The following is a 13,956-nucleotide window of genomic DNA, read 5'->3' on the forward strand; positions in this document are numbered from 1 at the left end:
CTGACTAAAAAATATGTATTTCGTAATTCTAATGGTTAAAATATTACGGTATATTATTTTTTTTATTTTTGCAGGCTATGAAAATTTCTAAAATCTAAATGTTAATCTAAATCAAAAAAATTATGCAACGAGTTTTACGCTTATTTGCTGATGGCAGTACGCTCCTTAAAAAGGGAAAATTGCTGTTGTCATTGATGCTGTTGTGTGTCGTAAATTTTGCAGCGGCACAGTCAAACGGCATTTATGAAAGCTATGCTATCTTAAGTGTCAATGGAGGCGCAAATGCCTACTATGACATGCAGGCAGCAACAGTAAACCCCGATTTAAATGGGGCTAACCTGGGGTCATTTACTTTGGGAACCAATACCCTGGTGGTAAAAGGAGGTCAGAACAAGACCTTCAAATGCAGTGGTGGAGACATCACGAATGGTAAACTGAGATGGCGGGTTTGGCTTACAAGTGCCGGCGCATCAGGCGCATTCAACGCCGAAAGTATGGGGTTCCTTTCCAACGATTCCGGCGGTTGTGGTGGAAACCAGACTTGGCAGGGCACCGGTGGTACCACGAACATCATCAGTGGAAGGATTCCGGGGAATTACACCCTGGAGGTGTATTCAGAAGCGGACGGTGTTCCCGGAACTGTTTTTTCCAGCAATGGAGGGAATAATTACAAGGCCACTTTTACGGTACAGGCGGATCCTGCTTTACCGGTATTGGTATCTTCAACAACGGGCCTGACTACCTTAACAGGTTATGCAACATTAAAAGCTGCTTTTGACGCGGTGAACGCAGGTACTCATACCGGCGTTATTTCAGTTTATATCGGCGGAAATACAACTGAGGCAGCCATTGCTTCATTAAATGCAAGCGGTGCTGGATCGGCCTCTTATACGTCAATGAGTATTGTTCCAGTGGGAGGCGGCGCGCGTACCATTACGGGTTCTATGGCTACTGAATTGATTTTGTTCAATGGTGCCGATAATGTAACGGTTGATGGTTTGAATACGGGCGGTAATTCGCTTACGATTTCAAACACCAGTACCTCGGCTACTTCTGGAACCAGTACCCTGAAATTTATAGGTGGTGCCACTTCGAATACAATTACAAATTGCAGTGTATTAGGTTCTGCAACGATGTCAGTGGTAACCAATGGGGGTAATATCTTCTTTAGTACTGATGGCGTAACGGCAAATGGAAATGACAACAACACGATTTCAAATTGTAATATCGGGCCTGCGGGAAGTAACCTGCCTTCTAAAGGAATTTATGGAAACGGTTCGACGACCACCACGGCAATTGGAAACAGTGGTATCGTAATCAACAACAATAATATTTTTGACTTCTTTGCTCAAGGTACGAGTGCGGGGATTAACGTTTCAGGTGGGTGTAATACCTGGACCATTACCAATAACAGGTTTTACCAGACAGGCACACGCACCTGGACCACCGGAGGGCAGCATTCCCCGATCTGGATAGCGTCAACTACAACGACAAGCGGTGCGCAGGCCTTTACCATTACAGGAAACATCATTGGATATGCTTCCAACACGCAAACAGGCACCTATGCTTTAACGGGTGCTGTTACTGGTGCGCGTTTTTGGGGTATCCATTTCAATGGAATTTCAACAGGTGCTGCAACTACGATTTCAAACAACACCGTTGCTGCTGTAAGCATGACGGGTGTTACATCTGCCGGTACAAGTTCGGCTGGTGTGTTTATGGGAATTTTTTTCCAGGAAGGTGTTGGGATAACCAACGGTAATACCATAGGAAGCCAGTCTGCCACAGGATCATTGGTGTTTTCTACTACTACGACCAGTGCTACAGATGTATACGGCATTCATAATTTTAGCTCAAGCACGTGGACTTCAAACAATAATAATATCGGGGGGATTTCTGCAACGAACCTTGGTGCGTCGGGAACCTTCCTCGTTTATGGTATGAGGGCTAATACTACCAGTTCGACATTGTGGACTGCCTCAGGCAATAACATTGGTGGCACAGTGGCCAATTCAATCCAGCTGAATGCCCCAGGAACTGCATCTCAGGTTGTAGGGATGTTCACGGGTAACGCACCTTCATTGCTCACCAGCAATACCATCAGGAACCTTACCAATAATATAGGCACGGGAACTGGAACGACTGCTTCAGTAGTTGGAATCCTTATTACTGCGAGCACTGGTAGCGGCACACTGTCACAGAATACCATTTTCAACCTTACAAACACCAATGCGACAGCAGCGTCTACCGTTACTGGTATACAATACGGAGGGGGTACTACCGGTGTAATTGAAAGGAATTTGATTTATGGCCTTACTGCCGCCACAAATGCTGCTACTGCGGAAATCAATGGAATCAGGGTAGGAAGTGGTACCAGTGTTTATAAAAATAACATGATTGCTGTAGGCGATGGTATTGCCAATGCGATAGTGGTCAATGGTATCAATGAGCCTACAGGAACCAACAGCTTTTTTAATAATAGTGTTTATATTGGTGGTGCCCCAACTGCGGGAACAGCGAATTCTTTTGCATTCCACAGTACAGTTCCGTCCAATACAAGATCTTTCAGGAATAACATTTTTGTAAACAATAGGTCAAACAATGGAGCAACCGGTAAGAACTACATCATTAGGGTAGGAGGTACTGCGGCAAACCCGACAGGGTTGACTATTAATAACAACATTTATAATGCTGCGGGAACGGGCGCGGTCTTCGGATTCTTCAACTCGCTTGATGTACTTTCGTTACCGGCATGGAGAACAGCAGTAGGGCAGGACGCCGGCAGTTTTGATACGAATCCGCAGTTCGTTGCGCCTGCGAGTGCAACGCCAGACCTGCATATCAATCCCGCTGTTGCAACCGCGGCGGAAGCGAATGGTTTCCTGATAGCATCTGTAACTGATGATTTTGATGGACAGACGCGTTCAGGTTTAACACCAACTGATATTGGTGCCGACGCAGGCAACTTTATCGGATTGGATCTTGCCGCTCCGGCAATCGGATATACAAATCTTAGCAATGATCTTGTCAATACAACCAGGGCGTTCACGAATGTTACGATTACCGATGTAACCGGTGTTAATGTAACCCCCGGTACTAAACCGCGTTTATATTATAAAAAATCAGGAGATGCGAATGACCTTACAGGATGGAAATTTGTTGAAGCAAATGGGACGACGTCTCCATTTGATTTTACTATCGATTATTCATTGCTGAATGCAGGTTCCGTCTCTGTTAATGATGTAATTCAGTATTTTGTGGTGGCTCAGGATACCGCTGGGCCCAATGTCGCCATCAATTCAGGCACATTTACTGCGTCTCCAAGCAGTGTGGCGCTTTTGTCAGCCCAGTTTCCTATCGGAGGAACCATTAATTCCTATACAATACTTAATGCTATTGGAGGGACTAAAACAGTATGTCCTTCGGGCTGTGATTATGCTACCCTTACCGTTGCCGGAGGTGCCTTCCAGGCAATCAACAATTCGGTTGTTACCTCAAATATCACACTCGAAATCGCCGGCGATCTAACTACAGAAACCGGCGCGATTACCTTAAACGAGTTTGCTTCACTATACACGCTTACCATAAAGCCTACCGGAAGTCCAAGAGCAATCTCGGGAAGTTCGACTACCACTTTGATTCTTTTGTTTGGTGCAGATAACGTCATCATTGATGGTTCACTTGGAAGTACGGCCAATACGATTTGTCCTCCCAGCGTTGCTACGAGAGACCTTACCATTACCAATACCAACACGAGCACGTTGTCTGGAGTACTTGGAATTACTAATAATGGTACCAATGGTGCTTCAAATAACACGATTAAGAATTGCAACATAGTGGGTAACTCTAATACGACTACCCGTACAGGAATCGGTTCTGTAAATACCGGTGCCACCGGAGGAAACAATAACAATTCCTTTATCAATAATAATTTGTCCAGATCTCAATTCGGTATTTCTTGCCAGGGACTCAGTTCGGTAGCGAAGAATACCGGGACTATTGTAAACCAAAACGCGATTGTTGCGCTTGCTCCGGATAACGTACAGACAGGTGGAATTTTCCTGGCCTTTGAGACGGGAGATACGGTTTCGGGAAATATAGTTTCAGGAATTAATTCGGCGACAGATGCATTTGGAATTTCTCTTGGGTTGAACTCGTGGGTTGCCACTACTACTACTGGAAGCGAAGTCACGAATACTACTATCAGCAATAATACTATTGGGACAGTTCAAAATACCGGGACCAATAGCGCTGCGGGTATTCTTGTGGGCCCTGCGGCATCCGGAACAAACCGGGTTATCAATAATGGAGTCTATGGCGTTATTGGCAATTCCACCGGAGGGGATATCACTGCGGGTATTTTTGTGATTCCTGCTACCGGTTCTTCACTTCAGGTGTATCATAATAGCGTTTCCATGGCGGGAGACAGGGGCACGGGAACTAACGGCTCAAGTTTGGCCTTAGCCGTTGGAGGTGCAGATACCACGATTGATATCAGGAACAATGTTTTTGTGAATAAGCAGACCACCGCTGGTACGGCTAAATCGTACGCAATCGGACTCGGGTATGCGACATTCGCTAACCTTACGTCAGATAACAATAATTTCTTTACCTCAGGAGCTAATGCTAATTTCGCAGTTACAGGAACATTAAATGCAGGTACTGACAGGACAAGTTTAGCCAATTTACAGGCGGCTACCGGAAAAGATGCGGCGTCGTTGAATGTTGATGCGGTATTTGCTTCCTCAACTGATTTAAGGCCGGCTGCTAATTTAACCAATGTACCTTTAACAAATGCCGGTGCGAACCTGAGTGTGACGGTTCCTTCAGATATTGATTGTAGTGCCAGAAGTACTACGCCAAGTTTAGGATTTAAGGAGTTTACTGTAGTGGTTTGCTCGGGTGCAAATGGCGGTACGGCTTCGGCTTTGGTTCCAATTATTTGTGGTTCCGGTTCAACAACCATTTCTTCAACCGGATTTTCAACCGGATTGAATACCACCTATTTATGGCAGTCTTCCGTAGATTTGGCTTTTACGACTCCGATAGATATGGGAGTTGCGTCACCGAATTATACCAACCTGAATACGGGAACAATCACTTCTACGACTTACTACCGTTTGTCAGTAACCTGTTCTGCTGTTCCGGTAACCAATTTTTCAAATGTTGTTACCGTAAGCGTTAATACGATACCAGTTGTGAACGTGACACCGCCATCCGCTACATTATGTGCTGGTGATATCGTAAATCTGATAGCTACGGGCGCTACTACATATAGTTGGACCCCGGCTACAGGTCTAAGCGCTACGACTGGCGCTTCTGTAAATGCCAATCCAACCGTTACAACTACTTATACTGTTATAGGTACCACTAATGGCTGCGCGTCAGCACCGGTGAATGTGACGGTAACTGTAAATCCAAAACCTGCAACTCCGGTGGCGGGTTCAAATTCACCAGTTTGTGAAGGAGGCACTTTGAATTTAACATCGACTACAGTAACGCTTCCTGGTTATACCATGGATTCCAATAGTGGCGTAAGTTTTATTGACATCAGTGGCACCGGCACTTCTGTTGGAACGATTGCTGATGACTCTGAACACAACCTTACGATTCCATCATTTACTTTCAACGGTGTAGCTTATACAACAGCTAGGGTAGGTAATAATGGAGTTTTGGTTTTCGGCACAACCACTGGAGATATTATTTATACCAATTCTGCGCTTCCTCAGGGCATCGCAAGTAGTGCGAGTGCTACCAGCGGAATTATAACAGGTACAGGGAATTCATTAGCAGCGATTGTTGCCAATTGGGATGATATGCAGCCATTGGATGTGACCAGTACCATAAAAACTGAAACCGTTGGCAACTTATACATTATCCAATGGAGTAATGAAGATAACTTTAATGCGGCGGGTTCGGGAACGATAACCTTCCAGATACAACTTGACACAACTACCGGACAAATACATCTGGTGTATCCTGATTTGACTTATGGTGCCCCTGCTTTTGATGCTGGCTCGAGTGCTACAATAGGATTAAATTATAGTGCTTCATCGGCATTACAGTATTCATTTAACACGGCCAGTATTGTAGATGGGCAGAGCATTTCGTTTACGCCCAACAGTACAATTTACTCATGGACCGGTCCTAATGGATTCTCTTCTACTGATCAGAATCCGTCAATACCGGGCATAACGGCAGCAGGAGCCGGAAACTATATTGTGACAGTCACCAATCCTATTACGGGTTGCTTTTCAACAGGAAGTACGGCTGTTACCATTACGCCAAGTGCAGTTGGAGGTGTAGTTTCTTCAAATCAGGCTGTATGTTCGGGCGCTTTGGCTATGGATTTGACACTTTCGGGTCATGTAGGCAATGTGATACGGTGGGAGAAATCTGCGGACGCTCTTTTCACAACGCCTATTACAATTGCCAATACATCGACAACGCTCCCTGGAGCGGCATTGGGTCCTATTACAGCTGTTACCTACGTAAGGGCGGTGGTACAAAGCGGAAGCTGTGGAACGGCTAATTCTTCTTCAGTGACGCTCGGTTTCGGTAACACAACCACGTGGACGGTAGCTGGAGGCTGGGATAATGGCGCGCCAACTTCTACAAGTGCTGCGATCATCAACGGTAACTATACCGCTGCTGCAGACCTTAACGCTTGTACTTTAACTGTACAGAGCGGAACGGTATTGGTGACAGGAGGATTTGATTTCTATGTAAACGGTAAAGTTACCGTTAGCGCAGGTTCATTGACTTTTGAGGATGGCTCTGACCTTGTTCAGACCCTTAACGTTGCCAACCAGGGCAATATCGCTTACAAGCGTACTGCGAACCTGATCCGTCAGGATTATGTTTACTGGTCATCTCCTGTAATTGGTACACAGACCTTGCAACAGTTCTCACCAGGGACACTGAGCAACCGTTTCTACACGTTGAATGAGGCTGCTAACAACTTCTTACAGTTGCCGGCATCAACCACGTTCACACCGGGTAAAGGTTACATGATCCGTGCGTCGAATACGCACCCAAGTGTACTTACACCATGGACAGGAACCTTCACAGGCCAGCCTAACAACGGTGAGTATTCAGTTAACGTAACCGCAAGTGGACAGGGCTACAACATGATCGGTAACCCTTACCCATCTACGATTGACGCGGATGAGTTCCTTAATGCTACTACAGGCTCAGGTTACCAGGGTACTTTGTACTTCTGGACGCACATCAGCCAGGCTGCTGCATCTGGAGCTAACTATGCTAGTTACAATGGAACAGGAGGAACAGCTGCTCAGGCAGGCGGTTCAGCGCCAACGGGAGCAATCCGTGGAGGCCAGGGCTTCGTGATCCAGACTGGAAGTGCCGCTACACTGAATTTCCACAACTCGATGAGGACCGCTGAAGGTGGCGCCTTCTACAGAAGCGCTAACACTACAGAGAAACACCGTATGTGGTTCAACCTAAACACACCAGACCACGCCATGAACCAGATCCTTGTAGGATATGTTGATGGTGCTACGATGGGTGTTGATACTTCATTCGATGGAGAATCTATCGAGGGCGGCAGTGGCATCTCAAGTGTCATTGGCAGCAAGAACTATGTGATCCAGGCACGTTCACTTCCATTCGTGGATACTGACGTTGTTCCATTGAACTTCACTGCTGCTACAGCAGGAACGTTCATCATCGAATTGGATCATATGGACGGATTGTTCTCAGGCGATCAGAACATCTACCTGAAAGACAACCTTACCGGTACGGTACACAACATCAAGCAGGGCGCTTATACATTTGCTTCGGCAGAGGGTACATTCGCCAACAGGTTTGAGGTGGTTTACCAATCTTCCCCACTTGGGGTTGAGAATCCAACATTTGATGCGAACAGTGTTGTGATTTACAAAAATCAGGGCATGATCCACATCAATTCAGGTAAAGTTGAGATGTCAGGTGTTAAGATCTTTGATATCCGTGGAAGATTGATTTACCAAAGGGATTCGATCAATGCCAATGAAACGGTGTTGAACGACCTAAGGGCGGAGGAGCAGGTATTGCTTGTCCAGATCACTTCAATAGACAATGAGGTTGTGACCAAGAAAGTGGCTTACTAAGTTTCACTGAAACATAAATAAAAGAAAACCTCCTGAGCAATCAGGAGGTTTTTTTGTTGTGTCTTGCCCACACCATAATTGTTAAATCATTATATTTGGCTTTTTGAAATATCAATTAAATGGATCAAAACCCTAAGGGCGACTGGCTTTTTGAAATTACACCTAAAAACCAATTTTTCAGGCTTCATTTAAAAGAGGTCTGGCAATACAGGGATCTTTTAATGCTTTTCGTGAAGCGTGATATAATTACCTTATATAAGCAGACGATTCTGGGGCCTTTGTGGTATCTCATACAGCCAATTTTCACTTCGGTAATTTTCACCATCATTTTTAATAATGTTGCAGGAATTAAAACGGGAACAATACCTCCTTTTCTATTTAATCTTGCAAGTATTACAGCTTGGAATTATTTTTCAGTTTGTTTGACTTCAACTTCTGATACCTTTAAAGCAAATGCAGGACTTTTTGGTAAAGTTTATTTTCCCAGAATTATAATGCCTCTTTCTATTGTAATTTCAAATCTGTTAAAGTTTGGATTGCAAATGCTGATTTTAATTTCATTTTATATTTACTACGTAGCCTCCGGATTTAATATCAGTCCCAATGGCACCGTGTTCTTTTTTCCTATAGTGGTCATTTTAATGGGATTGCTTGGTTTGGGATTGGGGATGATCATTTCTTCGTTGGTTACTAAATACCGGGACCTTACATTTCTGGTGACATTTGGAATACAATTATTAATGTATGTTTCGGCGGTAAATTATCCTCTCGAACTCATCAAAGCAAAGATGCCGGCTTTTTCATGGGTTGTTGAATGGAATCCGATGGCTTACATTATCGAAACGACCAGGTTTATGATATTGGATTTTGGCAGTTTTTCTTTAGTAGGTTTTACCTACACTGTTGTATTCACTGTCGTTATATTTTTTTTAGGATTACTGGTCTTCAACAAAGCAGAAAGAAGTTTTATCGATACAGTATAAGTCAATGTATTTGTGTGTAGGATTTAAAGATGTTAACACGAGAAGACCACAATGCTTTAAATTACAAATTAGCAGTCAATATGGTAGATAGATCGGAGAAAGTTTTCATTACGGGTCACAACGGCATGTTAGGGTCCAAAACACTTCAGGTTTTTAGAGACCGGGGTTTTACTTCGATTATTACCGCCGACCGCGGCCATCTCGATCTTAAAAATCAACTTGCTGTAGACGATTTTTTTTCGAACCACCAGCCTAGTTACGTAATACATATCGCCGCGAAAGTTGGAGGTATAAATGCCAATATCAATGCGCCGGCATCTTTCTTGTACGACAACCTGATTATGCAGGCGAACGTCATTAACGCAGCGTACAAAAATGGAGTGAAAAAATTTATTTTTATAGCAAGCTCTTGTATTTATCCTAAATTTTCGCCGCAACCTATGTTGGAAGAGTATCTTCTCGACGGAAAACCAGAGCCAACTAATGAAAGCTATGCGATAGCTAAGATCGCGGGGGTGAAAATGCTTGAAGCCTATAAAAAGCAATATGGATTCAATTCTTTAACCCTGGTTCCAAGTAACCTGTATGGCCCTAACGACAGTTTTGATCTGGAACATGCACACGTCCTCTCTTCTCTCGTTAAAAGATTTGCAGATGCTAAAAAGCAAAATCTGGACACTGTAACATTATGGGGCACCGGAATCGCTAAAAGAGAGTTTCTGCATACAGATGATTTTGCTATGGCTATTTTACATTTTTTAGACCGCGATATACCTCATGACTACATCAATGTAGGACCCGGTAAGGATATTTCGATTTTTGATTTGGCATCCATGATTGCGAAAAAAACAGGTTACAAAGGCAGAATATTTTGGGACGATTCAAAGCCCGATGGAATGCTCCGGAAATGTATGGACGTGTCGAAGATGTTAAATGAACACTTTGTCCCCCTAAAAACGCTTGAACAGGGCGTCGAGGAAATGATTATAAATTATAATAATTGGCAAAAATGAGGATTCCACTAATGCGCAACGCGTTTATCAACGAAATTGAGACAAAAAAGGCGCTTGCGTCCTTCATCCTGAGTGCAGGCAGATTAAGTATGGATGTAGAATGCGTGAATTTCGAAAATAAATTTGCGTTATACCAGCAAAGCCGTCATGCTGTCCTTTTCAACAGCGGCGGTAGTGCAAACCTCGCGTTGTTGCAGTCGTTGAAGAATCTAGGCAGATTGAGAGATGGTGATAAAGTTGCCTTTTCCGCACTAACGTGGTCAACAAATACCATGCCGATTATTCAGCTCGGAATGATACCAATAGCGTTGGACTGCGAACCCGAAACGTTAAATACGATGTCCAATCACCTATTGGAGCGATTGGAGACAGAAGATATTAAAGCCTTTTTTGCCACAAATATTCTTGGTTTTACAGGTGATATGAACACGATTAAAGATATCTGTGAGGAAAGGAATATTATACTAATTGAAGACAATTGCGAATCATTGGGTACAGTAGTAAATAATACCAAATCAGGGAATTTTGGTATTGGAAGCTCTTTTTCTTTTTTTGTAGCACACCATATGTCTACCATTGAAGGTGGAATGGTATGCACATCAGACGATGAACTTTCAGAGATGCTCAGAATTGTAAGGGCTAACGGCTGGGATCGCAACCTATCCCCTGAACAACAGCAAAAATGGCGAAAAGCCTTCAATATTAAATCGGAGTTTCAGGCCAAATATACCTTTTATGATTTGGGATTCAATCTACGCCCGACAGAAATCACAGGATTTCTTGGTCAATACCAAATGCAATTCTTAGAAGAAAATATAAAAAAGCGTGAAAAAAACTACCTTCGAATCGAGCAATCTGTAAAACGTAACGACGATTTTATATTGCTGAAGCACGATCATATCGAGCGGCTTTCCACGTTCGCATTTCCATTTGTTTGTAAGACTGCACAGCTAAGAGATTTATATTTACAGAAATTTACTGATGCCGGGGTTGAAATACGCCCTATGATTGCAGGAAATATGCAGGAACAACCATTTTACAGGAAATATTCGAGACAGCTTTTTGCTATGCCCGGAGCTGATAAGATGCATGCCAACGGCTTCTATTGTGGAAATTATCCTGAACTTGAAGAGACCGATTTACAAATTATCGAAGCACTGCTTTCAAATTGACAATTCATAAAATAATTGTTCTGATAAACGTACCAGATTTAAGAAATGAAAAAAGCGTTAATTACCGGAGTTACTGGTCAGGATGGAGCTTATTTAGCAGAATTTCTCCTGGAGAAAGGCTATGAAGTCCATGGAATTAAAAGAAGGGCGTCATCTTTTAACACACAACGTATAGACCACCTTTTTCAGGATCTTCACGAAGACAATGTGCGGTTTATCCTCCATTACGGAGACCTTTCCGACGCGACAAACCTGATCCGGATTATCCAGGATGTACAGCCTGATGAAATTTACAACCTCGGGGCGATGTCCCATGTGAAGGTCAGCTTTGATACCCCTGAGTATGTTGCCAACGTTGATGGGACAGGTGCTTTAAGACTTTTGGAAGCAGTCAGGATTTTAGGCTTGGCTAATAAAACAAAGATATATCAGGCCTCTACATCGGAGCTTTATGGGAAAGTCCAGGAAGTACCGCAATCTGAAAAAACACCATTTTATCCCAGGTCTCCATACGGTGTTGCAAAATTATATGCGTATTGGATTACAGTCAATTATAGGGAAGCATATCATATGTTTGCCTGTAACGGAATATTGTTTAATCACGAATCGCCCGTGAGGGGAGAAACTTTTGTAACCAGAAAAATTACCATGGCTACAGCCAGGATTGCATTGGGAATGCAGGATATATTGTACATTGGCAACCTGAACGCGCAGCGGGACTGGGGACATGCAAAAGACTATATCGAAGCCATGTGGCTCATGTTACAGCAGGAAACCCCGCAGGATTTTGTAATTGCGACAGGAATCACAACCCGGGTGAGGGATTTTGTAAACATGTCATTTAAAGAGTGCGGAATAACCATTGCGTTTGAAGGCGAGGCTGAGGAAGAAGTCGGTATTGTCATCTCCTGCACCAATCCCTTATACCAACTCGAAAAAGGAAAAATAGTGGTGAAAATCGATCCTGAATACTTCAGGCCAACTGAAGTAGACCTATTGGTTGGAGACGCTTCAAAAGCACGAGAGGTTTTGGGTTGGGTGCCAAAATACAATCTAAAGGATATTGTCGCAGAGATGATGTCGTCAGATTTAAAACTTTTTTCACATAAATAAATTCAGATATTTTGACACAACCGGTAACCGATACTATTCTTAAAGTTGAGAACCTGTCCAAGCAATACAGATTGGGCGAAGTGGGCACGGGTACTATAAGCCATGACCTGAATCGTTGGTGGCATAAGGTCAGAGGAAAAGAGGACCCATTTTTAAAAATTGGCGAATCTAATGACAGAAGTAGTAAAGGGGAAAGCGATTATGTCTGGGCCTTGAAAGACATCAATTTTGAAGTGAAAAGGGGAGAGGTGTTAGGAATTATCGGAAAAAATGGCGCAGGTAAATCCACACTACTGAAGATTTTATCCAAAGTTACCGCCCCTACAACTGGTAGCGTAAAGTCCAGAGGACGGATAGCTTCGCTCCTCGAAGTCGGAACCGGTTTCCATCCTGAACTCACAGGCAGGGAAAACATCTTCCTTAATGGTGCGATTCTGGGCATGACAAAAAGGGAAATTGCTTCAAAACTTGACGAAATCATTGAGTTCTCAGGTTGTCAGCGTTATGTAGACACCCCTGTCAAGCGATACAGTAGTGGAATGACCGTTAGACTTGCATTTGCTGTAGCCGCATTTCTAGAACCTGACATACTCATCATTGACGAGGTGCTCGCGGTGGGTGACGCTGAATTCCAGAAGAAAGCATTGGGTAAAATGCAGGATATTTCCCGGGGAGACGGAAGGACTGTTTTATTTGTCAGCCACAATATGGCTGCAGTAAAGAGCCTGTGTACCAGGGGAATTGTACTTGAAAACGGAAAAAAAAAGTTTGAAGGCACGATAGATGAAGCATTAAGTAGCTATAGTGATGCGATATTGGCCAATAGTACCGAGGTTGTTTTTGATGAAAACACCAATAGAACCGGAAGTAAAAAGATTCAGTTCACCTCGTTAAGCATACAAAATCAAAATCATATTAAAACACAGGAATATTCTATTGGTGATGATTTGAAGATTACTTTTGGGATTCGGTTGAACAATGACGAGGCGAAGTCGGAGATTGCAGTTCAGATCAAAACCGCAGATGAATTGCCAATTTATCAAATGCTCGCAAGAGATTCTGAATTTCAGATAAACCACTCTCAAACAGCTGAAACCTATAGTGTCACTATCCGTGATTTGAGACTTTTCCCCGGAGTTTACGTAATAAGCCTTACAAGTGGCAATACAACGGGGCATGAAGTACACGATTTTATTGATAATGCACTGTCATTTCAGATTACAGACGGCGGTCATTACACAGTGAGATCTCTGCCCAAATCTGCTGGATTGATTTTTTTGAACCCCGAATGGCAAAAGTTATAAAATGAAGATTTGGCAGAAAATTAGACGAAGAATCTTGAGCGGGCGGGGCAACCATACCCAGCCGGCTTTTCAGGCACATTCTTTCAAAAACGTTGAAATCATGAGGGGCACCTTGGTAAGCGGGGAAAACGTAATCGGTGAGCACACCTATGTTGGGTTCAATTGCGTGATTACAGCGTCGTCTATCGGAAGATATTGTTCCATCGCCAATAATGTCAGTGTAGGTGTCGGGGAGCATAAAATTCACAGGGTAAGCACAT

At 43.5% G+C, this 13,956-nt stretch carries 6 protein-coding genes; all 6 read left to right on the forward strand.

The features are described from left to right. The first annotated feature begins 122 nt into the window (after positions 1–122). The gene (locus CFE23_RS07390) at positions 123–8,111 is read left to right on the forward strand and encodes a T9SS sorting signal type C domain-containing protein (protein ID WP_291086297.1); all 7,989 of its coding nucleotides are present in this window, start codon (positions 123–125) and stop codon (positions 8,109–8,111) included. 119 nt (positions 8,112–8,230) lie between these two features. Continuing rightward, positions 8,231–9,094 carry an ABC transporter permease gene (locus tag CFE23_RS07395; RefSeq protein WP_291086299.1) on the forward strand — a complete coding sequence of 288 codons (864 nt, stop codon included), beginning with the start codon at positions 8,231–8,233 and terminating at the stop codon, positions 9,092–9,094. An 80-nt stretch (positions 9,095–9,174) separates the two neighbouring features. Beyond that, positions 9,175–10,107 (forward strand): GDP-L-fucose synthase, encoded by a 933-nt coding sequence (locus tag CFE23_RS07400; protein WP_291086301.1) that lies wholly within the window; start codon positions 9,175–9,177, stop codon positions 10,105–10,107. Then, positions 10,104–11,279 (forward strand): DegT/DnrJ/EryC1/StrS aminotransferase family protein, encoded by a 1,176-nt coding sequence (locus CFE23_RS07405; RefSeq protein WP_291086303.1) that lies wholly within the window; start codon positions 10,104–10,106, stop codon positions 11,277–11,279. The genes CFE23_RS07400 and CFE23_RS07405 overlap by 4 nt, the downstream gene beginning before the upstream one ends. A 45-nt stretch (positions 11,280–11,324) precedes the next feature. Further along, positions 11,325–12,392, forward strand: a complete 1,068-nt coding sequence (gene gmd, locus CFE23_RS07410; RefSeq protein ID WP_291086305.1) for a GDP-mannose 4,6-dehydratase — start codon at positions 11,325–11,327, stop codon at positions 12,390–12,392. 11 nt (positions 12,393–12,403) lie between these two features. Beyond that, positions 12,404–13,696, forward strand: coding sequence for an ABC transporter ATP-binding protein (locus tag CFE23_RS07415; protein ID WP_291086307.1), 1,293 nt, complete (start codon positions 12,404–12,406; stop codon positions 13,694–13,696). The last annotated feature ends 260 nt before the right edge of the window (positions 13,697–13,956 follow it).

It is taken from the genome of Flavobacterium sp. BFFFF1 (genome assembly GCF_002256285.1).
In the GTDB taxonomy this organism is placed as follows: Bacteria; Bacteroidota; Bacteroidia; order Flavobacteriales; family Flavobacteriaceae; genus Flavobacterium.